This window comes from Chryseobacterium lathyri, assembly GCF_003290185.1.
Taxonomy (GTDB): Bacteria; Bacteroidota; Bacteroidia; order Flavobacteriales; family Weeksellaceae; genus Chryseobacterium; species Chryseobacterium lathyri.
This window is the reverse complement of the sequence record NZ_QNFY01000002.1, coordinates 183,968-209,489: the sequence shown is the minus strand read 5'-3', so window position 1 is coordinate 209,489 and position 25,522 is coordinate 183,968. Positions and strand designations below refer to the sequence as shown.

Below are 25,522 nucleotides of genomic sequence, written 5' to 3'. Positions count from 1 at the left end.
CAAAAATAATACGGAATATGCCTTTCTTTAAAATAAATTTTACTGAAAGGCATACTTTGGCTTCTGAATGGGAAATTAATGGACCGGGATGCAGAAATCCACGGCCATTTTGCCCTCCGGATGTTCTTTGAAATTGGAATGATAGATCTCAAAAGGAAAAGCTTTTCTCATGGTATAATGATGCTCATTCATCCATAAAAACAGGGATACCCAGCATTGTTCAAAGTCCTGAAGGGTAACTTCTCCACTTCCTACAATAAACTTTCCGGCATCTATGGTTTCTGAAAATACCAGCCCTTCCTGTTTCTCTAGCTTTTCATCCAAAAGCATACCCGCATGGATTCTTACTTTATCCGGCGGTGTTACTTTGAAACTGTCATGGTAAACGGAGATCATTTTGACATTCTCCCGGGGAAATAACTGTTTCTTTTTCGCCCACTCTATGAGTGTATTATAAGAAGGTTCCACATTGGCAATTCCTAAGCTCATTACTGCAGCCAGATCCATTTCCGGCAATTGTTTTATTTCGATTTTTAAATTCATTTTTGTCCAGTTTAACAGGTTTTCTATAGTGCAAATGTATTGGCTGAAAACCGTATCAACTTGTCCGTTCTTGCTTTGTATCTGTAAAATCTTGTGAAAAGTTTCCGGGGCAGAATTTCTAAAAGAGGACGGAGCTATTCCGTAGTATTTTTTAAAGGTCTTGCTGAAAACAGAATGATTGGAGAATCCGAGATCAAGGTAGATATCTTTAAGTTGTATTTCTTTCTTTACAGCCAGATAAAGGGCACTTTTTTCTATTTTCTTCCTGATAATATAGTTCTGGAGGGTTTCACCTGTAGTAAGCTTAAATATCCTGTGGAAATGGAAGGAGGAATACGTAGCTATTTCTGCAATTTTTTCCAGAGAAAGATCAGCATCAAGGTTGCTGTCTATGTATTTTATTGCTTTAATGATTCTTTTTTTATGTTCTTCCATTTAACCAATACTGACAGGTAAAGGTATTAAGATGAACCGAATTTTACTTGTCATATATTGCTGTTTTTGAAAAAAGGACTGAAATCATAAAGTCTTTCGGAAAATGTTTTATAAATTTATCGTTAAAATCACTTTAAATCATTTAAAAATGAAAGGACAAACATTAGCATTACTGGCGGGGTGTGCATTTTTAGCAGCTTCATGCTGCACTACAAAAACGTATGCCGTTAACGCTAAGAGCGGAACACAGACGGGTGGAACGGCAAAGTTCACCCAGAAAGGAGAAGAAGTGACCATGAAACTTGAGGTTACAAATCTTACTCCAGGTATTCATGCAGTACACATTCACGAAAAAGGCGACTGTTCTGCAGCCGATGGAACTTCTACAGGTGGACACTGGAATCCTGCTAAAGACGACCATGGAAAATGGGGTGCCGAGCATTTCCACATGGGAGATATAGGAAACCTTACTGCTGATGCAAGCGGAAAAGCTGTCCTTACTTTCAAAACAAACAAATGGTGTCTGGGTTGTACGGATGAGTCTAAAAATATCATCGGAAAAGGGCTTATTGTACATGCTGCTGCAGACGATTTCCATACTCAGCCTACCGGAAATGCAGGAGGAAGAGTGGGATGCGTAGAAATTAAATAATCTTTTATTGCCATAAAAAAACCGCTGATCTTCATCAGCGGTTTTTTTGTTTTTATGATTTAGCTCCCATATCGGAAACGATATTCATTGCTTCCTGTAAGTATGGGTCTTTTTTCAGATTTTTGATCCACATTTCAGATTTTTTCTTGAATGCTTCGTCTTTTTTCTCTCTTTCTATTTCAGAAGGATACATCATGAATTTAAGACCATTCTCAAACTTGCTTAAAGCCTTGAATTTCTCGATCTGAGCTTTTCTCTGCTTCATCAGTTCATTGAATTTGTTGATATTAAGCGTGATATTTTCTTCTTTATCCAGCTTTTCTCTCCATTGGGCAGATTCAAGCAATAACTGGTAGTTGCTGTTTTTAGCCATTCTGTCTGCACTTGCTTTTTCAAGAGCCTGAATATTGAAATAATTCAGTTTCTGGAAATTAGTCCCTGGAATTTTATCCCAGGCCAAAGCATAATCATCATATCGCTCTCCTACCTCAGCATAAGTAAAGAAGTCTTTCATCTGGATATCGGAAACAATTCCTTTTCTCTGGGTAGATTCTCCTGTGATTCTGTAGAATTTCTGGATGGTCAGTTTCAAAGATCCGAAATCATCTTCTGTATTCAGGAATCTGTTCAGGTCTACAAAAGTCTGTACTGTTCCTTTTCCGAAAGACTGCGGAGAACCAATGATCATTGCTCTTCCGTAGTCCTGCATTACACCGGCCAGAATCTCAGAAGCCGAAGCGGAAAGTTCGTTCTGCATGATCACTAACGGACCCGTCCAGATTGGAGTTTCGTTTTTGTTCTTTAAGGTCTGGATTTTTCCGTTTCCGTCTTTCACCTGTACGTATGGTCCTGCATCCATGAAAAGTCCCATGATATCTCCTACTTCAGTTAATGATCCGCCGCCGTTGTTTCTAAGATCAAGAACGATTCCTTCAATGTTCTGCTGTTTAAGCTTGAGGATCTCATTTTTGATGTCGTCAGAAGCATTTCTTCCTTTAGCATCCTCAAAATCAGCATTAAAGCTTGGAAGGTTAATGAATCCATATTTCTTTCCGTTTGGAGAATTCACTACGATACTTCTTGCGAATGTATCTTCAATAGCTACTTCTTCACGGATCATCGTTACGTCCTTAATCGTTCCGTCTTTTTTCTGAACCGTCAGTGTTACCGGCGTTCCTTTTTCACCCCTGATGAGTCTTACGGCTTCATCAGAAAGCATTCCCACTACATTTACCGCATCTTCTTTCGGTTTAGATTTTACTTTCAGGATCTTGTCACCTTCTGAAAGTTGCTTGGACTTCCAGGCCGGTGCACCAATCGTTAAAGCACCAAGGAAAAGATTCCCTTTTTTCTCCTGGATAAGAGCTCCGATACCGATCACTTTTCCGGTGAACTGGGTATCAAAATCTTCTTTATCTTTTGGAGAATAGTAATTGGTATGCGGATCGAATACTTCAGTATATGCATTCATATACACGGTAAACCAATCCATTTTCTTTCTCTTTTTGAATCTGGTGAAGGTATCTTTTACAAGATCTTTCACTTCATCAGTCGCTTTTTTGATTTTCTGATCCTGATTAAGCGGCTGATATTTGATGGTATCTTTCAGCTTGTACTTCTGAACAGAGTCTTTCTTCTCTTTCTGAGCTTCTTCTTTACTGTTCATAGACTCAATCTCCTGAAGGATATTGTATTTGATATACTTTCTCCACTCGTTATACTGTTCCTGTTTGTTGACAGGTACTTTCTTAAGCTTAGGTTCAAGAGTCAATGATTCATCTTCCTGAAGATTAATCGGCTTGCTGAAGATATCCTGAGTAATCTTATCTATTTCATCCACTCTCTGATAAAGTCTGTCGATGGTAAGTTTGTAGAATATCAGGTCGCCCTGGCTGATATAATCGTCCAGCTTTGCTTCATGCTTGCTGAATTCGTCCATATCAGACTGCAGAAAATATCTTTTAGCAGGGTCTACCAGTTCGAAATAGTGTTTATAAACGTCCTTGGAATAGGCATCATTGATGGGTTTCGGGCTGTAATGTAAATAAGAAAGGGTATTCTTTACGCTCACCATAATCGTCTGCATCTTTTCATCGTCATTCTTTGGCGAGTTGAAACAAAACATTAGACTTGTCAATGGAATTAGGAGTAAAAATTTATTCAGTTTGAAATTTTTCCACATAAACTGTCTTTATTTATTAATTTTTTTAAAATATGTACTACAATTAGTAGCAGCAATTAATTCGCTGTTACAAACTATCAAATTTAATACCTTATTTATAATTATCGGATAGTTTTGAGTATTTTTGTTAAAATTTAATTTTTTTATGGAAAGACCACTTATTCTGGTAACTAATGATGACGGAATCACAGCGCCTGGTATCAGAAACCTTATACAATTCATGAACGAAATTGGAGAAGTTATTGTTGTTGCCCCCAACTCTCCCCAAAGTGGAAAAGGCCACGCTATTACAATTAATTCTACCTTAAGCTACGAAGAAGTAACACTTGAAGGGCCACAAACAGATTATTCTTGTAGTGGAACTCCTGTAGACTGTGTAAAAATGGCTCTTGATAAAATTCTTACAAGAAGACCGGATATTGTCGTTTCAGGAATCAATCATGGCGCCAATTCTTCGATCAATGTGATCTATTCCGGAACGATGTCCGCCGCTGTAGAAGCAGGTGTGGAAGGTATTCCGGCTATTGGATTCTCCCTTCTTGATTTCAGCTGGGAAGCTGATTTTACCCAGGCTAAAGAATATATTCAGAATATTGTAAGAAGAACTCTTGAAAACCCAATGCCAAGAGGAATTGTACTGAACGTCAACATCCCGAAATTAACTGCAGGAGAAATAAAAGGCATAAAGGTCTGCAAACAGGCCAACGCCAAATGGGAAGAAAGCTTTGACGAAAGAGTGAATCCACACGGAAAGAAATATTACTGGTTAACGGGTTATTTCAACAATATGGATGATTCTGAAGATGCTGATGAAACGGCATTGGCCAACGGATATATTTCAATTGTTCCTGTAAAGTTCGACCTTACGGCTTATGAATACATGAAAACCCTTGAAGAAGTAATGAATTTCAACTGATGTACGGCAAGCTAGACAATCCTGTTTATCATTCACTTAATGAATATCACGAAAAGTTCTGCTTTAATTTTGGGGATACGAAATTTTACAACCCTGAAGTAGCCTCTTTTGGTGGCGCAGCAGAGATTTCAACAGCAGAAGACATTACAGAATATGCAAAGATTTGTGATGATTTTCTTATTTTCGGGACCCGCCCTGATCTGGGAAACTTAAAAACGGATCTGTCGCAACTTGTCTGTGATCAATATGTTCTGGAAAATCCCATTCAGAGTGATCTGACTGAGGAAATTATTGAACTGAAAGAAGATCATTATGGCGAGCTTCTGGCATTTGTAATGAAATTCTATCCTTATTACTTTAAAGCAAGAACCCCTGAATTAGGGCGCTATTTTGGAATTTTTAAAGATGATCAATTGGTTGCTGTAACGGGCGAAAGGATGCAGATGAATGATATGACGGAGGTAAGCGCTGTGATTACAGATACGGATCATCTGGGAAAAGGTTTGGCCAAACAGCTGGTCACTTTTGTTTCCGGAAAGATCTTTGAAGATGGAAAAACACCTTTCCTGCATGTTGCAGAAAGCAATACCGGAGCTAAAATGCTTTATGAAAAGCTTGGATTTATGCATAGAGGAAAAATAAACTTATGGGGCGTGAAAAGATAATTTTCCCGCCCTTTTATTATTATCCACAGACTTTTAAAAATTTGAACGATCTGAGAGGATCTGCGGTAAATCATTTTAAAACAAAACTTTATCCTCTTTTCTCAATTCCTCAAGGTATTTGATTTTATCATCCCTGTAAAACAAATTCATTGTCTCGAAAGGAATCATTTTTAAATCTTTATTGACGATGTGAACACAAGATTTTTTGATGGCGCGCACGTCAAAATCGTGCGCATCCATAAAATTCATAATGATAATTCTGAAGAGATTGTCATAGTCTAAATTCGGAGCCGAAACTTCCGGAAGACAGCATAATAGCTGGTTTACTTTAGGCTGAACTTTATCTACAGAAATTCCGGTGCTGAAAATATCCAAAAGCTGCATTTGCAATCCCTTATCCTGTTCGTAAACGATCGTATTTTTCGTTTCATTATTCAGCAAGTCGGCAGGGTTGATATACCGTGTAAGAGGGATGGTTTCCCCTTCGAGCTTCAGAATATAGCCCATCGCCAAAGCATCAGGATTACATGGAACGGGAATAATATCATCGCCGTTCAGAAGCGGAAACTGATTTAAAATTTCCTGTCTTACTTCTGTTAAGGTAATTTTTTCGTGTGCAGAATCTTCCCTGTTCCTTCCGGCTACTTCAACGGGCTGAAAGGTAATTCCACGGACACATTTCTGTTTTAAGGCAAAATCAATCAATTTCCCGATCTCGTCGATATTTTTTCCTTTCTGAAGAACGATCACCAAAGTCGTGGAAAGATTTAATTCATTTAATTTTTCCAAGGCTTTCATGCGTACATCCGTCAAATCTTTTCCTCTGAAATCTTCCAAAACTTCAGGTTTAAAAGAATCAAACTGAAGGTAAATTTCAAATTCCGGGGCATAAGTCGCCAGTTTTTCTGCAAAACCGGGATCATTGGCAATACGGATTCCGTTGGTATTGAGCATCAGATGTTTAATCGGTTTGGATTTGGCGATATCCATAATCTTAAAAAACTCGGGATGAATGGTCGGCTCGCCACCACTGATCTGTACTACATCCGGTTCGCCCTCGTTTTTAACGATAGTATCAAACATGGCTTCAATCTGCTCCAAAGTTCTGTGACTTCCATAATGCGGTGAAGACATTGCATAACAGGTAGGACAAGTCAAATTACAGCGGTCAGTAACTTCCACAATAGAAAGACAGCTGTGCTGCTCATGATCTACGCATAAACCGCAATCGTAAGGACAGCCATATTCCACATCGGTTCCGAAATGAACGGGCATTTCAGAGGCTTTATTGTAGTTCCTGATATTTTTGTAGTACTGCACATCTGAAGCAATCATGGTCTTAAAAAAGCCATGGTCCGGACATCTTTTGGTCATAAAAACCGCCTCATCTTCAATAATGATCTTCGCGCCTACCCTTTTCAGGCATTCTGGACAAAGACTGATGGTATAATCGTAGTACGTATAATTTCTTACCGGCATAATTTCAATTTTTTACATTCCTCCACACACAAAGCCGCTGATCAGGCCACAAATCAACAAAGAAATCAGCATCGTCTGCCAAAACTGCTTTTTTGTAAATTTCCTGTCATTATTCCACTCATAAATAACTTTTGCGATCAAGGTTATAACTAATGAAACTACCAGGCCAATTACTATGATTATTCCTATAATCATGACGACCAGGCCGCCAAGGTTACCAACTTCCAGAAGTGTCAGCATTTTCATAATTTAAGTTTTATGGTGTTTTTAATTTTATAAATGTAGTAAATAATCACCGAAAGAGATACCAGTTGAATGGTTCCTAAATTTCCAATGATATCAATTTTAGGTTTAATAAAATCTAAAAAGAACCTGAATGTAAAATAACTGAGCATAAATGCCTGAAAAATAAAGCCTGAAGGATATTTTCTTTTTTTCTCAATTATTTTTAAACAGGCCCATAAAACAATCAGAAAAGCAATTTCATAAAGCGCTACCGGATGTCTTAAATATTCATCACCAAGATGCATTCCGAACATTGAATCAGTGGGTAACCCGTAAGTCTCTTCGTGAACTCCTGTGAGAAAACAGCCGATTCTGCCAATGATTATAGCTAATATTAAAGGGTAAACAATCAAATCACCGGTACTTTCTTTGTGACCGACTATCTTTTTTGCCCATTCAACTCCAATAAGTCCAAAAGCTAAACCACCAACAATGGTGTTATTGGTCCAAAATCTTTTAAAGCTAAAATTTTCGAATAAAACATAAGGATTTTCAAGGTTACCAATAAGCTTTGAACCGATTAAGGCCCCGGCCGTTGCCCCGATAAGTACTGCTGCGGAAGTATTGAAAGACAGTTTTTCGGCTGATTTTCTTTTTAAATAAAAATAAAAACGCATCCCGAGAAAAATACCCAGGGTTTCAAATACAGGATGTGCAAGAACTGTTTTACCGAAAATCTGAAAAGTAACAGGAAAATCCATCCTGTCAAAAGTAGTATATTTAAGGTAAATTACTAATTTTAATTTTTAAACAACAAATAAATTCATCAAAATGCGAATAGAAAATGATATAAAACTGGGTTTTAAAGATGTGATGTTCAGACCAAAGCGTTCTACTTTAAAATCCCGTTCGGAAGTGAGCCTCGAAAGGGAATTCACTTTCAGACATACCAAAAAGAAATGGAGCGGCGTTCCCCTTATTGCAGCTAATATGGATACGGTAGGAACTTTTGAAATGGCCGTAGAGCTGGCCAAAGACAAAATCATTACTGCCGTTCACAAACATTATACTCCCGAGGAATGGAGCCAGTTTCTGGACAGCCAGCCCGAAAGTATTTACCAGTATATCGCATTGAGTACCGGTACTGGCCAGGCGGATGAAGAAAAACTTAAAATGATCCTCGAAAAGCACCCAAAAATTGAGTTTCTGTGCATCGATGTAGCGAATGGTTATTCTGAGCATTTCGTTGGATTTGTGAAGAAGGCAAGGGCCAATTTTCCTGATAAAATTATTATGGCAGGAAATGTAGTCACCGGAGAAATGGTGGAAGAGCTTCTTCTTGTGGGCGCTGATATTATTAAAGTCGGCATCGGACCTGGTTCAGTATGTACAACAAGGGTGAAAACAGGAGTAGGCTATCCTCAACTTTCTGCGATTATTGAGTGTTCTGATGCTGCTCACGGTCTTGGAGGGCATATTATCGCCGACGGGGGTTGTAAAGTTCCCGGGGATGTAGCCAAAGCTTTCGGAGGAGGTGCAGATTTTGTAATGCTTGGCGGAATGTTTGCCGGTCATGATGAAAGTGGCGGCGAAATCATTGAAGAAAACGGAAAAAAATACCGTTTATTCTATGGCATGAGTTCAAAAACAGCAATGGATAAACATTCGGGAGGTGTGGCAGAATACCGTGCTTCGGAAGGAAAAACCGTGAAAGCAGCTTATAAAGGCCCTGTTTCGGAAACGGTGAAAGATATTTTAGGCGGCGTACGCTCTACGTGTACTTATGTAGGAGCTTCCAAACTGAAAGAATTGTCTAAGAGGACTACTTTTATCCGGGTTCAGGAACAGGAGAACCAGATATTTAAAGACTGATATCTGAAAAGAAATAGGCTCTCGCTGATTTTGCAGATGGAGCAGATTTTTCTTTTTAATCCGGCAGAAATAAAAACCGGCTGTACAAGTGATGTACAGCCGGTTTTGTTTGTTTTAGTATTAAGTCAGCATTCCGCCGTCTACGTTTAAAGTTTGTCCTGTGATATAAGAAGACATTTCGCTTCCTAAGAATACGCATGCATTGGCAACGTCTTTGGTCTGTCCTGCTCTCTTCATCGGAATTCTGTCTCTCCAAGCCTGAAGTGTTTTTTCATCCAGATCTGCTGTCATTTCAGTTTCAGTAAATCCTGGAGCAACCGCGTTACATCTTATATTTCTTGATCCCAGCTCCAGTGCGATAGATTTTGTAAATCCTATTACTCCGGCTTTAGAAGCTGCATAATTGGACTGTCCCGGATTTCCGCTGATTCCAACTACTGAAGTCATATTGATAATAGATCCTGATTTAGCTTTCATCATCGGCTTAATCACCGCTTTCGTAAGGTTAAATACAGAATCCAGATTGATTCTCATTACCTGGTCCCAGTCTTCTTTAGACATTCTCAACAGCAGGTTATCTCTGGTGATTCCAGCATTGTTGATCAGAATATCGATCTTTCCGAACTCTTCCATTACATCGTCGATTAATTTTTGAGCTGCATCGTAATCTGATGCGTCAGACTGATATCCTTTGATCTGGGTTACAGAACTTAAAGCCGCCTCTAATGCTTGAGCTTTGTCTACAGAACCGGCATAGGTAAATGCTACTTTTGCACCCTGTTCAGCGTACATTTCAGCAATTTTTTTTCCGATTCCTCTTGTAGCTCCGGTAATTAGTGCTACCTTTCCTTCTAATAGTTTCATCATATCTCTTGATAATTATATTCTTGGTAAATACTATCGTCTTTTAAAAAACGGCAATTTAGCATATTTAATTTTATACTAATTAAGCAGTCCGCAAAGATATTATAAATTGTTATTCAATGCATTTCAAATCATCAAATTAGTGAAATTTTTTCGCTGTTTTTTATCATATTCTACAGACGGCTGCCGCTGTTTTTAAATCTTGTAAAATAAAGAATATCTGTTTTTTTATCTTTCTCCAGTTTCAAAACTTCCTTTTGCCAGTAATACTTATCATAAATAACATCTTTCAAAGGCTCGTTCTGAAAATTCACAACACCATATTTATCCTGCTTTTTTACAACAATTTCATTCTCAGAATTTTCAAATACAATGATATCATCGTAGATAAAAGGAACAATCTCTTTTCCTTTTTCATTAATTATTCCGTACAAATTATTGCTGTTTCTGCAGACTACCGGTTTTGAATACAGATTAAAAATATTGAAAAAATCAGGCTCCTGCTCTTTGATAAAATCAATGTCTTTCAAAACAGAAACTGACTTATCAAGCACAGAGAATCTATAATAACTGTTCTGTTTTTTAATGATGAGCTGATCCGGATAGAAAGCTATGATCCGGGTATTTTCCTCTAAGATGTTCTTCAGGTCTTTATCCAGAAATTTGTCTTCATTTCCTTTTTTAAGATAAATGAAATCTTTCCCTGAAATACTGAAGCTCTGTATAAAATCATATTCCTGAGGAGCAATAATATCTCCTTGAAGATTCACAATTCCCGATTTCTTTGATTGATCACTGTAAACACTAAAGAGATCATTGAACAATGGCGTTAAAAACTTAAAGTTGCCAGGATAAAGCTTTTTGTCTTTCTTATCAAAAACAGTTATTTTTCCTTTTTTTCTGAGATAAACATATTCTTTTGTTCCAAAATATTCCGGCGAAGCATCATCAAAGATCTCATCAGCGAGGATATTTCCTTCGATATCAATTAAGCCGTATTTTCCTGTAGCCCGGTTTTTAGTGATCAGAAAAGGGTATGAAGTAAAACTGTAGATCTGGGCCGAAAATTTGTGCAGCGTCTGCCCGTCTTTTCCAATGATTTCACTCTGATTATCTTCATTAATAATCAACGCTTTATCATTTTCAAACTGATAATCTTCTTTAAACTCCCTGCTGCTGACCTGTTTCCCTTTCAGATCGTATAAATACCAAGTTTTATCTTTCAATACGAAAAGTCGGTCTTCTGCTACGAACCTGATCCTGTCAGAATAAGGAATAATCTGTTTTCCATTGTAATCATACACGGTTTCTTTCTCCTGTTTTGAAGAAATGATGCATTTTTCGCTGAGCCAGGGAGTATTAAAACTCTGGTCATCCAGAGAGAGCAACTGATTTCCCTTTTCGTCGATAATGGCAGATTTTGTCTTATAATTGGATTCTTCAGTAGTAAGAATGAACCTGTTTTTGAATATATGTGAAATGCTGTGTTTTGATTCAAAGGTTATATTTCCTAATGAATCTACGATGCTTCTGGTCTTTGTTTTTGAATCATAAACGGTTCCGTATCCGCCGGAATAGGAATTGACTTCTTTTCCGATCTTTTTTGATAAAAGAATTTTGGTATACTGATTGGTCTGGGCCATACACACTGACGAACACAGTGCGAAAACTAAATTTCTCAATGAATTTAAATAGAATTATTGACAATAAGAACGATCTCTCCTTTTAAAGTTTTGCTTTTAGAAAATTCAATTAATTCATTGATTGTCCCGCGTTTGGTTTCTTCAAATTTTTTCGAAATTTCTCTGCTTAGACTGGCTTTTGTTTCTTCTCCGAAAAATTCTTTGATCTGCTCCAGAGTGGTATTAATCTTATGTGGGCTTTCGTATAGAACGATCGTTTTTTTCTCTTCTGCAAGCTGTTTCAGCTTCGTCTGTCTTCCTTTCTTCTGAGGCAGAAATCCTGCAAACAAAAATTCATTATTCGGAAGTCCGGACACGACAAGGGCCGGAATTAGAGCTGTGGCTCCGGGCAGACATATCATTTCGATACCATTGTCTGAACCTGCTTTTGCCAGCAGATAACCGGGATCTGAAATTCCCGGGGTTCCCGCATCGGTAATAATGGCAATATTCTGTCCGCTTTTAAGATCAGCAATCACTTTTTCAGTAGCCTGATGCTCGTTATGAAGATGATAAGATTTTAAAGGCTTGGAAATCTCATAATGCTTTAAAAGTATTCCTGATGTCCTTGTATCTTCACATAAAATATAATCAACTTCCTTAAGGACTTTTACAGCCCTGAAGGTCATGTCTTCTAAGTTCCCGACCGGTGTGGGAACAAAATATAAGATTCCGCTCAAAATTATAAGAATTTATTTTCTACCAATATCCAGAGTCTCTGGGCATATTCATCTACTTTACTCCACTTTCTTTCGTAATAAAGATCGCTGAGATATTCTTTTGCTTCTTCCAGGTTTCTGAAACTGTTCAGTTGGGCTACTGTTTCATTCAGATCTGTCTGGCTTCCGCTAAAAAGCATTTTTGAAAAGGCAATTCTATCGTTCAGATCGAGCCTGAATTCAGGCTTCACCTTATCAGCCTCCATAAAGTTAGTCGGAATATTTGTTTTAAGAATGCTTCCCTGATCTTCTTTTGTTTCAGAAGGTTTTTCTTTCGGCACTTCTCTTTCCAGAGGATCATCATCAAAAAGCGTCTGCACAGCCTTCAATCCTTTGATATTAGCCAGTTTTATCTTTTTCTCCTGCTGATAGGCATCCAAATCTTCGAAGCTCTCATCAGAAGCCGGTTTTGTTTTTTCTGTCCCGGGAACAGGCTTTTCTATTTCAACAATTTTTCTTCTGTCATAAACCTCTGCAAGGATAGTTTCTTCTTTTTCTTCTGAAGGAAAATCATTTTTTATTTCACTCAGAATACTTTCGACATTAGAAGTTTCTGTCAGCATTTCACCCTGTTCAACAGTTATATTGGATACACTGAACTGTTCTTCGTTTTCTTCAATCAGAATTTCGTCTTCCAACATTTCCGTATCAAAGATGCTTGGAATTATTTCTGTCTGTTTTTTGTCTTTAGCTTCGGTATTATTATCTGTTTCTTCGTTTTCAAGGTCATTTGAAGCATCCGTTTCATGTGAAACATTGTCTTCATCTTCGTCAATTTCGTTCAATTGATTGTTGAAAACAGCCTCCTCTTCTGTAATTTCATTGATGAATAAATCCTCATTGAGACCTTCATCATTATCCGGTTCAGCATCAGCAAGGATTCTTTCCTCATCCACAAAACTAAAGACTTTTTCGTTAACGTTGAATGCTTCATTTTCATCGATTTCGTTCAGCTGATTATTAAAAACAGCCTCCTCTTCTGTAAGATCACCTTGAGAAAGTTTTTCATTAGCATTTTTAGCCGGATCCTGATTATAATTTTCTTCTACAAAACTTACAATATTTTCATGGAACTCATTTTCTGCGATCTCATCAAGCTGATGGTTAAATTTTTCCTCCTCATCTCCTGAGGCAACTGCATATTCCTCTCCTTCATTTTCATCAATTTCATTAAACTCATTATTGAAGATCGCTTCTTCTTCCGTTACCTCATGATGAGATTCATGTACATCATCAGTTTTTAATGAAGCGTATTGGTTTTCTGAATTTTGCTGCGAATTATCAGTAATAAAGTATTCGATATTCTTTTCCAGAAGTCTTAAAAAAGAGATCCTGTTTGCAAGCTCATCTACAAGATCCTGCTTGGAAAGTAATTCATCTACGTTGTTTATTTTCTCCAGAATATCAATGATATTCTTGGATTCAAAAAAAATTTTTTCCTTTAAATCTTGGATGTTCTGCATAATAAGAATCTTATTAAAATTGCTTACTTTTGATCTTAAAAATATACGGCTAATTTAACAAATGTTTTTAGAAAATACAATTAATCATTCCAAACAAAGTGGTTGGATGGAAGTTATTTGTGGCTCTATGTTTTCGGGGAAAACCGAAGAGCTGATCCGAAGATTGCGAAGAGCAGAAATGGCGGGCCAGAACGTGGAAATTTTTAAACCGAGACTGGATACACGATATTCTGACGAGGATGTTGTTTCTCATAATCAGAATAAAATACGCAGCACAGCAGTAGATAATCCCAATGAAATTATTCTGCTGGCCTCTAACTGTGATGTAGTGGGAATAGATGAAGCTCAGTTTTTTGATGAAAGCATTGTTGATATTGCCAACCAGCTTGCCAACAGCGGCGTACGAGTGGTTGTGGCAGGTCTCGATATGGATTTCCTTGGACGTCCATTCGGACCGATGCCCAATTTAATGGCTACTGCAGAATACGTTACTAAAGTGCATGCTATTTGCAAGAGAACGGGTAATCTGGCCAACTATTCTATGAGAACTTCCCAGGGAAATGATCTTGTGGAGCTTGGCGAAACGGAAAGTTACGAAGCAGTAAGCCGGCGTGTTTTTATTGATGAAGTACTTTTAAAAAAGAAAAAATAAATTAACTTGTAAAGGTAAAAGAGCAAAACTTTGAAATAAAAGCCTGGTTTGAACTATATATTTCAAATTCCCTCCATTTACCATTATTAGCTCAAAATATAGCAGAAGGGGTACCAATGAATTATACAGTAAAACAAATTGCAGACATCACCAATGCACAGATCATTGGAGATCAGGATTTAGTGATCAGAAATATAGCGTTCGACAGCAGAATTATTTATTCAACGAAGAATACGGCATTTGTAGCAATCAATACGCATAAGAATTCCGGTGAAAAATTCATTGAAGCTGCCATAGATCGTGGTATTGGTGTGATCATTTCTGAGCATCAGCTTCCGCAGTTTGATACTATAACATGGGTCATTGTTGAAAATTCGGTGGAATTCCTTCAGAAACTGGCAAAATATCATTTCGAAAATTCTCACCTTAAGTCCATCGGAATTACAGGAAGTAATGGAAAAACCATTTTGAAGGAATGGCTGTATCAATGTCTGTGGAATGAATTCCCGACTGTAAAAAGTCCGAAAAGTTTTAATTCCCAGATCGGTCTTCCGCTTTCCTTACTTCAGATCAACAATTCCCATCAGCTTGGAATTTTTGAAGTAGGAATTTCAAAGCCACACGAGATGGAAAAACTGGAAAATATATTCCATCCCCAGATCGGGCTGCTTACCCATATCGGAACTGCTCATGCAGCCAATTTTGAATCCGAAGAAGAGCTGATCAATGAAAAGGTCATACTTTTTAAAGGTTCTGAAACCATTATCTATAATGGAGATAATACATTGGTTGACAAAAAGATAAAGGAATTATATTCTAGTAAAAAATTAATTTCCTACGGCCTTAAGAAAGGCAACCAGGTTTTCATAAAAGAAAATATTTCCAAGGATGAAAAAATTACGGTTGCTTATTTCGATGAAGAAATCTCCTTCCCTGTCCATCAGAGAGACGAAGCTACCTTAACGAACGCTCTGGCTTTGATCACCGTTTTAAAAGAATTGAATATCGATAATCAGAAAATTGTCGAAAAAATCAACGCTTTAAAGGCAGTGGAAATGCGTCTGGAAGCTATTGAAGGTATAAAAAATAATATCGTTATTAACGATTCTTTTAATCTGGATTTAGATTCCCTTAAAACTGCCCTTCAGTTCCTGAATGAATATAAAAAAACTAAAAAATCTTTGGTTTTAACGGATATTGTAGGGGTTAATTCTAATTCCAAAGAACTTTATGAAGAAGTTTCTGAACTGGTGAATGACCAGAATTTCGATTCTGTATTTCTTATCGGTGACGAAATATCAAAATTTAGTGAATTATTTAAATCTAAAACTTCTACTTTCGTTAATACTCAGGAATTAATTGACAGCAAGCATCTTACCGAAATTGAAAACCAGATTATCCTGCTTAAGGGAGCAAGAAAATTTGAGATCGAAAAGCTTAAGGATATTCTTGAACTCAGAAAGCATGATACCGTTCTAGAGATCAATCTGAATGCTATTCTTCACAATATCAACTATCACAAATCCCTCCTAAAACCGGGAACGAAAATGATGGCGATGGTAAAAGCGAATGCTTATGGGCTGGGCAGCTATGAAATTTCCGAATTTTTACAGCATCATCATATTGATTATCTGGGTGTTGCTTATGCCGATGAAGGAGTAGAGCTTCGAAAAAAAGGAATAACCACTCCTATTGTGGTCATGAATCCGGAACAGCACAGCTACGAAACCATCATTGAATATAACCTTGAGCCTGAGATTTACAGTTTCAGAGTATTGGAACTGTTTTACGATGCCGTACAGAAATCCGGTTACGACAAAAAATATCCTATTCATATCAAACTGGAGACGGGAATGCACCGCCTTGGTTTTAAAGATTTTGAGCTGGATCAGCTAAGCGAAACTTTAAGTCATAAAAATGTAAAGGTCCAGAGCTTATTCAGTCATTTATCATCTTCTGATATGCCTGAAGAAAAACAATTTACATTCAGACAGCTTGAAGTTTTTGAAAAGAATTCCAGTTATCTGATCGAGAAACTGGGTTACGCTCCTCTCAGACACATCCTGAATTCTTCCGGGATAACAAGTTATACGGAACATCAGTATGAAATGGTAAGAATTGGCATTGGAATGATTGGAGAATCACCTTGTAGTGAAATACAGAAACAGCTTCAGTCTGTGGTAAGTTTTAAAACCGTAATTTCACAGATATCAACGGTTGATACCGGTGAATCTGTTGGCTACAGCAGAAAATATAAGGCTGATCATGCAGTAAAGATCGCTACTATTCCTGTCGGCTATGCCGATGGAATCCCAAGACTGATTGGAAACCAGGTTGGAAATGTAGGCGTTAACAAAATATTGGCTCCGATTGTCGGAAACATCTGCATGGACATGATGATGATTAATGTAGATCAGATTCCCAATGTAAAAGAAGGTGATACAGTCACCGTTTTTAATGCAAAACCAAGTTTAAAAGAATTCGCAGGCTACTGCAAAACAATAACCTATGAAGTGTTAACCTCCATTTCGCCCCGGGTGAAACGGATTTATATAAAAGACTAGTTATGAGAAAACTCCTGATCCTTCTCTTCGCATTCCAACTCCTGATGATCCATTCTCAAGTGAAAAAGGATCTGGTCATACCAAAAAATCCAAGAATCGGCCTTTCTCTTGCCGGTGGTGGTGCCAAAGGTTTTTCACACGTCGGAGTACTGAAAGTACTGGATTCACTAGGAGTAAAGGTCGATTATATTTCCGGAACCAGTATGGGAGCCATTGTTGGAGGCCTATATGCCTCGGGATATTCCGGGAAAGAAATAGAAAAGATTGTAATGGACACCGATTTCTATTCTCTTATAATGGATCCTAAATCCAGACAGGAAACTTCTTTCTTTAATAAATCCGTCGATAAATACCTTTTATCCATTCCTTTAAAAAACGGGAAGATATCCCTTCCCTCCTCCATAAGCTCAGGACAGAGAAATGTTTACCTACTTAAGGAACTTTTTAAAAATGTTTCCAATATTGATGATTTTTCCAAACTGCCAATTCCTTTTATGTGTGTTGCTACCAATCTGGAAAGCGGCAATATGGAAATTTTCGAAAAAGGCGATCTTGTACAGTCAATAATGGCCAGTTCTGCCTTTCCTTCTCTGATGGATCCTGTAAAAATTGGTGACAGTATTTATATAGACGGAGCGATGACGGTAAATTATCCTTCAAAGCCATTAAAGGACAAAGGAATCGATATCGTGATCGGTGTGGACCTAAACCAGGATTTATCGAAAAGAGAAGATTTAAACAATATTATATCAATCCTTAATCAGGTTATTGATTTCGGAATTAAAAGAGATACCAGAAAACAATATAAATACACAGATATTAATATCAAGCCCAATCTGAAAGGAATGACTGCCACCAGTTATGATGAGAAGAAAAAAATTCTCGACAGTGGCTATGCGGAAGGTATGAAATACACCGCTGTGTTGGATCAGCTTCCCAAACGAGAGTTTGACCGCCTTAGAGAGCGTGTAAACCCAATATATTCCAATGTGTATAAGATTGACAGTATTTCGCTGGATGGAGGCCGTATTTATGGTAAAAACTACGTCTTAGGTAAAATGGGCCTACGTCTGCCATCCATGCAAACCTATGGCTCTATCAACAAAAAAATCGATAAACTGGTTGCTACCAATAACTACCGTTTCATCAATTATGATATTATTCCAGAAAATGATGCCAATTATCTTAAGCTTTACGTTACAGAGGATGAAGCCCGCCATTTTTTAAAAGTTGGACTGCATTATGATGAAGTCTTCAAAACCGGTCTCCTTCTGAATTATTCAGGAAAACGTCTTTTATTTAAAAATTCAAACTTGTCCCTTGATGTTATCGTAGGCGATAAACCAAGATATTATCTAAACTATTTTATTGATAACGGATATATCCCGGGCTTCGGTATCTACTCTTCCGGAATGAGCTTTGATCTAAAGAATATTGACAATAATGTAGTGGATAAATGGGAATGGTTCAGGAATGAAGCCTTTATACAGTCTGTATGGAAGGATAAATTTGCAATCGGAGGCGGAATCAGTCATGATTATTTCGGAGCTGAAATAAATGGCGAGCATGAGAGGTATATGCGTTTTTTAAATCCTTATGTTTTCCTGAAAAGTGATACCCAGAATGACAAAGACTTCCCATCTAGAGGCATTTACATCAACGCGGAAGGTAAAGTAATCGATCTTTTGAAATCCGAGGTTGAAAAGAGAATTATACAGGTTAAAGCAGATATCAGGATTAATGTTCCAATTTCAAAGCAATTTTCCTACCGTCTTAATTTGTATGGCGGAATTACCATCGGCGATAATCTTCCGGAATTTTACCAATATAGACTTGGCGGAATTTTTGAACAGAATATGATCAATTTCAGAAGCTTCGGAGGATTTTATTTTGCTCAGCTCAATACCAATAATGTCATTCTTGTTTCCAATGATCTTCAGTTCAAATTCAATAAAAACTATTTCTTAAGCGGGAATTTTAGCTTTGCCAATCTTTCGGATGATATCAATTTTGAAGATGCAGTTAAAGTAAATTATAGTTCAGTAGGACTTACTGCCGGATATAAATCTCCGTTTGGACAAATTAAGGTCAATTTTAGCCACTCACTTAAAAACAATCAAAAAGGCATATTCAGTGTTATTTTAGGACACTGGTTTTAATACAATGATACAATTCTTTTACGAAAATTTAGAGGAATCTGTAAATACAGATTATCAAAAATGGCTGGAAGATATTATTCTTTCAGAAGGAAAAAAACTAGGCGAAATCAATTATATTTTCTGCGATGATGAATATCTGCTTAAGATTAATCAGGATTATCTGCAGCATGATTATTATACCGACATCATCACTTTTGATTATGTAAAAGGGAAAACAATAAGCGGAGAGATTTTCGTATCTTTGCAGCGAATTTCAGACAATGCTTCTGCCCTATCCAGAGATTATGAAGAGGAATTAAAAAGGGTATTGGCCCATGGGATCCTTCATCTTGCAGGATACAAGGATAAGACAGAAGAAGAAGAGAAAGAAATGCGGAGAATGGAAGATTTATACCTGGCTAAGTTTAAGGAATTAAATCCTTAATAAATTGAAGAATCACTTAAAGAATAATCCGTAAAGTGTTCAATTATAGCCACAATAAAAGCTCACCTGGAGCACATTCTCTAAAAATGTTTCACGTGAAACATTCATAGAAAACAGTAAAATTAAAGGCTTTAAATAAGCAATATAAAAATGATTTCAGATACATATGACGTAATCGTAGTAGGCGCCGGACATGCAGGTTGTGAAGCTGCAGCCGCTGCGGCGAACCTAGGTTCAAAAACCCTGCTTGTTACAATGAATATGCAGACCATCGGACAGATGAGCTGCAACCCGGCCATGGGAGGAATCGCAAAAGGACAGATTGTAAGAGAGATTGATGCTATGGGAGGATACTCCGGAATCGTAGCAGATAAGTCAGCAATCCAGTTCAAAATGCTGAACCTTTCAAAAGGCCCTGCGATGTGGTCTCCAAGAACGCAAAATGACAGGATGCTTTTTGCAGAAGAATGGAGATTAGCATTAGAAAACACACCCAATCTTGATTTCTTTCAGGATATGGTAAAACAGCTTATTGTAGAAAACAATAAGGTAACCGGAGTTATTACTTCTTTAGGAATTGAGATAAAAAGTAAATCTGTAGTTCTTACCAACGGAACATTCCTTAACGGATTGATTCACGTTGGAGACAAACAATTAGGCGGTGGAAGAATGGGCGAACCTAGAGCATTCGGAATTACCGAACAATTGGTAAGCTTAGGTTTCGAAGCAGGTAGAATGAAAACAGGTACTCCTCCACGGGTAGACGGAAGAAGTCTTGATTATTCTAAAATGGAAGAGCAGAAAGGCGATGAAAATCCTCAAAAGTTCAGCTATACAGATACTCCAAAATTAACAAAACAACTCAGCTGTCATATCGTTTACACCAACGAGACAGTACATGATATTTTACGTGAAGGTTTCGACAGAAGCCCAATGTTTAATGGTACAATTCAAAGTTTAGGCCCAAGATATTGTCCAAGTATTGAGGATAAGATCAACCGTTTTGCGGAAAGAACCAGACATCAGCTTTTCGTAGAACCGGAAGGATGGAGAACGGTTGAAATCTATGTAAACGGATTCAGCTCTTCCCTTCCTGAAGATGTACAGATCAAAGCGATGAAGCATATTCCCGGTTTTGAAAATGTAAAAGTATTCCGTCCCGGCTATGCTATTGAGTATGACTACTTCCCTCCTACCCAATTAAAGCATACATTAGAAACAAAACTAATCGACAATTTATATTTTGCGGGCCAGATCAACGGAACCACAGGATATGAAGAAGCTGCAGGACAAGGATTAATCGCTGGTATTAATGCCCACAATAAAGTACACGGAAAAGAAGATTTTATTCTGAACAGAGATGAAGCTTATATTGGAGTATTAATTGATGATTTGATCACAAAAGGAACGGAAGAACCATACAGAATGTTCACTTCCCGTGCAGAATACAGACTTTTATTAAGACAGGATAATGCTGATATCAGATTGACTGAAAAAGCTTACCATCTAGGTCTTGCTAAAGAAGACCGGTTAAGAAAAGTTGAAACAAAAGTATCTAAGAGTCAGGAACTTGAAGAGTTTTTAAGAGAAACTTCTTTAAAGCCAGGTATTATTAATCCAATACTAGAAACTATTGAAAGTAATCCCGTAGATCAGGCTTACAGAGCATCGCAGTTTCTTACCAGACCTAATATTACACTGGAAAAGCTTGATACTATTGATGTTATTAAAGAATTTTCATCAAAATATGATGATGAAGTAAGAGAACAGGCCGAAATTAATATCAAATACAAAGGTTATATTGAAAAGGAAAAAGAAAATGTAGCGAAACTTAACCGTCTGGAAAATATAAAAATTCCGGAAGATTTTGATTATAAAAGCCTTTCCAGCCTTTCTTCAGAAGCAAAGCAGAAAATGTCTAATGTAAGACCGAAAACAATTGCACAGGCAGGCAGAATCAGTGGTGTTTCTCCAGCCGATATAAACGTTTTACTGGTCTATTTAGGACGTTAAAGCAAAAATGTTTCACGTGAAACATTTATAAATTAAAAGCAAAAATTAAGGTATTTATAGCCGTTAAGTTTTCAAGCAGTAAATACCTTATTTTTAAATATCAAGTAATTAATTCAATGAGAATAAAGGATCATTTTCTTTCACAGGAAATATTTGAAATAAAAGAAACAGAAACAAAAGGGGTTTTCAAGACCTCTCCTATTCCATCCAATATTTCCAAATATTACGAAAGCGAAGATTATATTTCCCATCATCAGGATTCAGGAAGTTTTAAAGAAAAGCTTTATAAATTCTTACAGTCTTTTAATCTACAATACAAAAAAAATATCCTCGCAGACAGGATAAAAAAGGGATCTAAAGTTCTTGATTACGGTTGCGGTGCCGGAGAATTTGTAAAATATATAGAAAACGATTTTGAAACTTTCGGTTTTGAACCTGATGCCGATGCCAGAAAAGCTGCACTTAATAAAATATCCAAAGCAACGGTAATTGATAATATCAATATTATTCAGGACTACAGTTTAGATGCTATTACATTATGGCACGTTTTTGAACATGTAGAGAACCAGGATGAGATGCTTGAAATTTTTCACAGAAAATTAAAAGATAAAGGACTTCTCATTATAGCTGTTCCCAACCCTACTTCTTATGACGCAAAACATTACAAAGAATATTGGGCAGCTTATGATGTACCGAGACATATTTATCATTTCTCCAAAAATGGTATGGAAAATTTAATTTCCAAGAAACCAAACTGGAAAATGAGAAAAATCAAACCTTTGGTCCTTGACTCCTTTTACATCTCCATGCTGAGCGAAAAATACAAAAAATCACCTCTTTTTTGGCTAAAAGCAATTGTTTACGGAACGATTTCTAACGTAAAGGCTCTTTTTTCGAACGAATTTTCAAGTTTGATATACATTATCGAAAAAAGATAGAAAATCGATTTTTGAGCCATTTCTGAAGGTCAATTTTCACCAATTTCAACAAAAAAAACAAAAACCTGGAAAATATTCCGGGTTTATTTTTTGATCGATATATAAGTCAAATTAAAAAGTAAATTTAAAAACTCCCCTACTCGACTCCTTTAACAATTTAGAAAATATAAAAAAGAAGTATATCAATTTATAGCAAGCTGTAAATTTCTAAAAATTATTGATTGAACAATTTCAGGTTAGAAAAATTATCCAAATAAAAAAGCTGTTGAAAATAAAATTGAGCTAACAAATTATTTTACAAAATTTTGAATGAAGGTTAAAAATTTGATCATGTGAAAAAAAAATAACCTTAAAAAAATATTCGCCAATAGCATATTTTCATCAGAAAATAAATTTTATAAAAAATTTGCAGATATCCACATCTTTTTAACAAAATTGGAAATTTACCACTCATTTTCGAAAACTAGCCTCAACTCACTCTTAATTAAAAGCAAAACAAAAAAAGACCGCCATATCTGACGGTCTCCTATATATAAAAATAAAATATTATTTATTGATAGCAGCAACTCCAGGAAGTTCCAAACCTTCCAGACTTTCCAGCATCGCTCCTCCACCTGTAGAAACATAGCTCACTTTATCATCATAACCGAACTGCTTCACAAAAGCAACACTGTCACCTCCTCCCACTAAAGAGAAAGCTCCTAATTTTGTAGCTTCAGCAATGCTGTCTCCCAAAGCAACTGTCCCGCCCGCAAAGTTTGACATTTCAAAAACTCCGATCGGCCCGTTCCAAAGGATTGTTCTTGAATTCAGCAATACATCATTGAACTGGTCTCTTGATTTATGACCTGCATCAAGTCCCATCCACCCTTCAGGAATTGCATAGATATCTGCTTCTTTTCTTTCCGCATCATTATTAAAAGCTTCCGCAATAATAACATCAGAAGGAAGATATACTTTAACTTTATTTTCCTTGGCTTTTCCTAAAATCTCAAGAGCTAAAGGAAGTTTATCCTCTTCTACTAATGAGTTTCCTATTTTTCCGCCTAAAGCTTTAATAAAAGTAAATGCCATACCTCCTCCAATGATCAGATTATCAATTGCCGGAAGTATATTTTCTATAATGGTAATTTTAGTTGAAACCTTAGAACCTCCAAGTATTGCAGTTACAGGCTTCTCTCCTTTTCTCAACACTTTATCAATAGCCTGAAGTTCTTTAGCCATTAATAAACCGAAAAATTTAGTTGATTCAAAATATTGAGCAATAACTGCTGTAGAAGCATGTGCTCTGTGAGCTGTCCCGAATGCATCATTTACAAATGCATCTCCAAGTTTTGAAAGCTTTTCAGCGAATCCTGCATCCCCTTTTTCCTCTTCACTATGAAAACGAAGATTTTCCAACAATAAGATCTCACCAGGCTGAAGCTCAGAAGCTGCCTTTTCAGCCTTTTCCCCGATACATTCATCCACAAACTTAACTTCCTTTCCAAGAACGGCAGAAACTTCATCTACGATATGCTTAAGAGAGAATTCATCTTTTACTTCGCCTTTAGGTCTCCCAAGATGGGTCATTAAGATTACAGAGCCCCCGTCATTAATAATTTTTTCTACTGTAGGTTTTACAGCTACGATTCTTGTATTATCTGTTACTTTTAACTGATCATCCTGCGGAACATTGAAGTCCACTCTTACCAGAGCTTTCTTGTCTTTAAAATTGAAATCATTGATTGTTTTCATAAGTATCTTTGAATTTTCGTTTCACAAATGTAAGCTTTTAAACATTTTCAAGAGAACCAATAAAACAAAACTTTTTGAAAACTTTCCCCCAACCCAATCACCCACTAATCAACAATTTTTTCTCTTTAAAAGAAAAGAATAATGTAGTTGTTGTTGAGTATTGTTAGTTTCGGGGATAAGTTTTATCAAAATAATTGGTAACAAATAATTTTTATTCAATTCATATTTAATTCACATTGTAATATCTTGTAAATCTGTCTTTTCACAGACTTATTAACAGATGTGAGTAAGTTTGCCACAAATCCATTATTAGTTATTTGATTATGGAAAAACTTTGGATTAAGTGGAGAAAACATTTTGAAAGTTGTGGTTAAAATTTTCAAATACATTTCCCATTACGAAATAAATCCATCTTTAAAAACAGAAAGTTGGAAAAAGTTTTCCACAGTTATTCACATACCTTTTCACAAATTACCATGGATTAACTAACAGACTTTGTTATTATTCTTACCTTTGTCATGAAATAAAATCTAAAAAGACTTAATACAGGTATTATGAAAAGAAAAATAGCTATTGCTGCAGACCATGCAGGCTATGAATACAAGGAGATTGTTAAGAACTATCTTTCAGAACAATTTGATGTTCAGGATTTTGGCACGTTTTCCACAGACAGTGTGGATTATCCGGACTTTGTTCACCCTGCCGCAACATCTGTGGAAAATGGTGAGAACGAATTGGGAATATTGATCTGCGGAAGCGGAAACGGAGTTCAGATCACAGCGAACAAACACCAGAAGATCAGATGCGCACTTTGCTGGATGCCGGAGATTGCAGTGCTGGCAAGACAGCATAATGATGCCAATATGATCTCAATACCGGCAAGGTTTATCTCTAAAGAATTAGCCATAGAAATTGCTGAAAAATTTCTTTCTACAGAATTTGAAGGAGGAAGACACCAGAACAGAGTAGATAAAATTGCTGTTTGCTAAAATATATAAAGGCCTGTAAATCAAATTGCAGGCCTTATTTATTTTTTATTTTGTATCTTTGCAGCAGTTAATAGAAATTACCAGTCTATTATTTCCATCCCAAACCTGATACCTAAAAGATATTTATTCACAGGTTTTTCTCCCCTCTTCTCCATATTTGTAGTAATTTTAACAGACTAAGTTCCATTGTAAATAAATTGGAAAGAAAATTGATGCTGTTGAATTAATAAGAAAATATAAAAACAGTATCCATAAAGAGGTAATAATTCCTGAAAGTGATTTTATTGAAATGTCTCTTAATATGGAGGAAAAAATAATAAATAGAAAGTTTTAATTCGTGATCTTATTT

21 protein-coding genes are annotated in these 25,522 nt (G+C 36.6%); 11 read left to right on the top strand and 10 right to left on the bottom strand.

What is annotated here, in order from left to right:
• Positions 1–75: 75 nt before the first annotated feature.
• The gene (locus DRF61_RS03200; protein WP_111953987.1) at positions 76–978 is read right to left on the bottom strand and encodes an AraC family transcriptional regulator; all 903 of its coding nucleotides are present in this window, start codon (positions 976–978) and stop codon (positions 76–78) included.
• Positions 979–1,126: 148 nt separating this feature from the next.
• On the opposite strand from DRF61_RS03200, the gene DRF61_RS03195 reads away from it, so the two are divergent.
• Positions 1,127–1,630 (top strand): superoxide dismutase family protein, encoded by a 504-nt coding sequence (locus tag DRF61_RS03195; RefSeq protein WP_111954394.1) that lies wholly within the window; start codon positions 1,127–1,129, stop codon positions 1,628–1,630.
• 52 nt (positions 1,631–1,682) lie between these two features.
• Here the strand turns inward: DRF61_RS03195 and DRF61_RS03190 are convergent, their stop codons facing one another.
• On the bottom strand, positions 1,683–3,812 hold the full coding sequence (locus DRF61_RS03190; RefSeq protein ID WP_111953985.1) for a carboxy terminal-processing peptidase: 2,130 nt from the start codon (positions 3,810–3,812) through the stop codon (positions 1,683–1,685).
• 145 nt (positions 3,813–3,957) lie between these two features.
• Here DRF61_RS03190 and surE point away from each other — a divergent pair, with 145 nt between their 5' ends.
• Together surE and DRF61_RS03180 are read left to right on the top strand one after the other, a co-directional pair.
• Complete coding sequence (gene surE, locus DRF61_RS03185; RefSeq protein ID WP_111953983.1) at positions 3,958–4,728, top strand: 5'/3'-nucleotidase SurE; 771 nt, start codon at positions 3,958–3,960, stop codon at positions 4,726–4,728.
• Positions 4,728–5,393, top strand: coding sequence for a GNAT family N-acetyltransferase (locus tag DRF61_RS03180; protein ID WP_111953981.1), 666 nt, complete (start codon positions 4,728–4,730; stop codon positions 5,391–5,393). Before surE ends, DRF61_RS03180 begins: the two co-directional genes overlap by 1 nt.
• A 75-nt stretch (positions 5,394–5,468) precedes the next feature.
• On the opposite strand, the gene DRF61_RS03175 is transcribed toward DRF61_RS03180, so the two are convergent.
• From DRF61_RS03175 to DRF61_RS03165, 3 genes are read right to left on the bottom strand one after another with little or no spacing between them, the layout of a single operon-like run.
• Positions 5,469–6,872, bottom strand: a complete 1,404-nt coding sequence (locus tag DRF61_RS03175; RefSeq protein WP_111953979.1) for a radical SAM protein — start codon at positions 6,870–6,872, stop codon at positions 5,469–5,471.
• 12 nt (positions 6,873–6,884) lie between these two features.
• On the bottom strand, positions 6,885–7,118 hold the full coding sequence (locus tag DRF61_RS03170; protein ID WP_174772311.1) for a hypothetical protein: 234 nt from the start codon (positions 7,116–7,118) through the stop codon (positions 6,885–6,887).
• Positions 7,115–7,858 carry a prolipoprotein diacylglyceryl transferase gene (locus tag DRF61_RS03165; RefSeq protein WP_111953975.1) on the bottom strand — a complete coding sequence of 248 codons (744 nt, stop codon included), beginning with the start codon at positions 7,856–7,858 and terminating at the stop codon, positions 7,115–7,117. Before DRF61_RS03165 ends, DRF61_RS03170 begins: the two co-directional genes overlap by 4 nt.
• 70 nt (positions 7,859–7,928) lie before the next feature.
• Here DRF61_RS03165 and DRF61_RS03160 point away from each other — a divergent pair, with 70 nt between their 5' ends.
• The gene (locus DRF61_RS03160) at positions 7,929–8,969 is read left to right on the top strand and encodes a GMP reductase (RefSeq protein ID WP_111953973.1); all 1,041 of its coding nucleotides are present in this window, start codon (positions 7,929–7,931) and stop codon (positions 8,967–8,969) included.
• A 120-nt stretch (positions 8,970–9,089) separates the two neighbouring features.
• On the opposite strand, the gene fabG is transcribed toward DRF61_RS03160, so the two are convergent.
• From fabG to DRF61_RS03140, 4 genes are all read right to left on the bottom strand, one after another.
• Positions 9,090–9,833: a 3-oxoacyl-[acyl-carrier-protein] reductase gene (gene fabG, locus DRF61_RS03155; RefSeq protein WP_111953971.1), complete on the bottom strand. Its 744-nt coding sequence runs from the start codon at positions 9,831–9,833 to the stop codon at positions 9,090–9,092.
• Positions 9,834–10,006: 173 nt separating this feature from the next.
• Positions 10,007–11,515 carry a WG repeat-containing protein gene (locus tag DRF61_RS03150; protein ID WP_146897040.1) on the bottom strand — a complete coding sequence of 503 codons (1,509 nt, stop codon included), beginning with the start codon at positions 11,513–11,515 and terminating at the stop codon, positions 10,007–10,009.
• A gap of 5 nt (positions 11,516–11,520) precedes the next feature.
• Complete coding sequence (rsmI, locus tag DRF61_RS03145; protein WP_111953967.1) at positions 11,521–12,195, bottom strand: 16S rRNA (cytidine(1402)-2'-O)-methyltransferase; 675 nt, start codon at positions 12,193–12,195, stop codon at positions 11,521–11,523.
• Positions 12,196–12,197: 2 nt separating this feature from the next.
• Positions 12,198–13,697, bottom strand: coding sequence for a hypothetical protein (locus DRF61_RS03140; protein ID WP_111953965.1), 1,500 nt, complete (start codon positions 13,695–13,697; stop codon positions 12,198–12,200).
• A gap of 61 nt (positions 13,698–13,758) precedes the next feature.
• On the opposite strand from DRF61_RS03140, the gene DRF61_RS03135 reads away from it, so the two are divergent.
• The 6 genes from DRF61_RS03135 to DRF61_RS03110 all read left to right on the top strand — a co-directional run bounded on the left by DRF61_RS03135 (position 13,759) and on the right by DRF61_RS03110 (position 22,447).
• Positions 13,759–14,349 (top strand): thymidine kinase, encoded by a 591-nt coding sequence (locus DRF61_RS03135; RefSeq protein ID WP_111953963.1) that lies wholly within the window; start codon positions 13,759–13,761, stop codon positions 14,347–14,349.
• A gap of 116 nt (positions 14,350–14,465) precedes the next feature.
• Entirely contained in the window at positions 14,466–16,913 is a 2,448-nt protein-coding gene (locus DRF61_RS03130) for a bifunctional UDP-N-acetylmuramoyl-tripeptide:D-alanyl-D-alanine ligase/alanine racemase (RefSeq protein ID WP_111953961.1), read from the top strand.
• Positions 16,914–16,915: 2 nt separating this feature from the next.
• Positions 16,916–19,072, top strand: coding sequence for a patatin-like phospholipase family protein (locus DRF61_RS03125; RefSeq protein ID WP_111953959.1), 2,157 nt, complete (start codon positions 16,916–16,918; stop codon positions 19,070–19,072).
• Between the two features lie 4 nt (positions 19,073–19,076).
• On the top strand, positions 19,077–19,496 hold the full coding sequence (ybeY, locus tag DRF61_RS03120) for an rRNA maturation RNase YbeY (RefSeq protein ID WP_111953957.1): 420 nt from the start codon (positions 19,077–19,079) through the stop codon (positions 19,494–19,496).
• 150 nt (positions 19,497–19,646) lie between these two features.
• Entirely contained in the window at positions 19,647–21,509 is a 1,863-nt protein-coding gene (mnmG, locus tag DRF61_RS03115; protein ID WP_111953955.1) for a tRNA uridine-5-carboxymethylaminomethyl(34) synthesis enzyme MnmG, read from the top strand.
• A gap of 116 nt (positions 21,510–21,625) precedes the next feature.
• On the top strand, positions 21,626–22,447 hold the full coding sequence (locus tag DRF61_RS03110) for a class I SAM-dependent methyltransferase (RefSeq protein WP_111953953.1): 822 nt from the start codon (positions 21,626–21,628) through the stop codon (positions 22,445–22,447).
• Positions 22,448–22,993: 546 nt separating this feature from the next.
• Here the strand turns inward: DRF61_RS03110 and DRF61_RS03105 are convergent.
• Complete coding sequence (locus DRF61_RS03105) at positions 22,994–24,184, bottom strand: phosphoglycerate kinase (protein ID WP_111953951.1); 1,191 nt, start codon at positions 24,182–24,184, stop codon at positions 22,994–22,996.
• Positions 24,185–24,738: 554 nt separating this feature from the next.
• Between DRF61_RS03105 and rpiB the strand changes: the two genes are divergently transcribed.
• Positions 24,739–25,173, top strand: coding sequence for a ribose 5-phosphate isomerase B (gene rpiB, locus DRF61_RS03100; RefSeq protein WP_111953949.1), 435 nt, complete (start codon positions 24,739–24,741; stop codon positions 25,171–25,173).
• Positions 25,174–25,522 lie beyond the last annotated feature (349 nt).

Coding starts and splice junctions, on each gene's coding strand:
- DRF61_RS03125 (WP_111953959.1), top strand. CDS start 16,916: ATGAGAAAACTCCTGATCCTTCTCTTCGCATTCCAACTCCTGATGATC.
- DRF61_RS03105 (WP_111953951.1), bottom strand. CDS start 24,184: ATGAAAACAATCAATGATTTCAATTTTAAAGACAAGAAAGCTCTGGTA.
- DRF61_RS03200 (WP_111953987.1), bottom strand. CDS start 978: ATGGAAGAACATAAAAAAAGAATCATTAAAGCAATAAAATACATAGAC.
- mnmG (WP_111953955.1), top strand. CDS start 19,647: ATGATTTCAGATACATATGACGTAATCGTAGTAGGCGCCGGACATGCA.
- surE (WP_111953983.1), top strand. CDS start 3,958: ATGGAAAGACCACTTATTCTGGTAACTAATGATGACGGAATCACAGCG.
- DRF61_RS03180 (WP_111953981.1), top strand. CDS start 4,728: ATGTACGGCAAGCTAGACAATCCTGTTTATCATTCACTTAATGAATAT.
- DRF61_RS03195 (WP_111954394.1), top strand. CDS start 1,127: ATGAAAGGACAAACATTAGCATTACTGGCGGGGTGTGCATTTTTAGCA.
- fabG (WP_111953971.1), bottom strand. CDS start 9,833: ATGAAACTATTAGAAGGAAAGGTAGCACTAATTACCGGAGCTACAAGA.
- ybeY (WP_111953957.1), top strand. CDS start 19,077: ATGATACAATTCTTTTACGAAAATTTAGAGGAATCTGTAAATACAGAT.
- rpiB (WP_111953949.1), top strand. CDS start 24,739: ATGAAAAGAAAAATAGCTATTGCTGCAGACCATGCAGGCTATGAATAC.
- DRF61_RS03175 (WP_111953979.1), bottom strand. CDS start 6,872: ATGCCGGTAAGAAATTATACGTACTACGATTATACCATCAGTCTTTGT.
- DRF61_RS03110 (WP_111953953.1), top strand. CDS start 21,626: ATGAGAATAAAGGATCATTTTCTTTCACAGGAAATATTTGAAATAAAA.
- DRF61_RS03160 (WP_111953973.1), top strand. CDS start 7,929: ATGCGAATAGAAAATGATATAAAACTGGGTTTTAAAGATGTGATGTTC.
- DRF61_RS03135 (WP_111953963.1), top strand. CDS start 13,759: ATGTTTTTAGAAAATACAATTAATCATTCCAAACAAAGTGGTTGGATG.
- DRF61_RS03190 (WP_111953985.1), bottom strand. CDS start 3,812: ATGTGGAAAAATTTCAAACTGAATAAATTTTTACTCCTAATTCCATTG.
- DRF61_RS03130 (WP_111953961.1), top strand. CDS start 14,466: ATGAATTATACAGTAAAACAAATTGCAGACATCACCAATGCACAGATC.
- DRF61_RS03170 (WP_174772311.1), bottom strand. CDS start 7,118: ATGAAAATGCTGACACTTCTGGAAGTTGGTAACCTTGGCGGCCTGGTC.
- DRF61_RS03140 (WP_111953965.1), bottom strand. CDS start 13,697: ATGCAGAACATCCAAGATTTAAAGGAAAAAATTTTTTTTGAATCCAAG.
- DRF61_RS03165 (WP_111953975.1), bottom strand. CDS start 7,858: ATGGATTTTCCTGTTACTTTTCAGATTTTCGGTAAAACAGTTCTTGCA.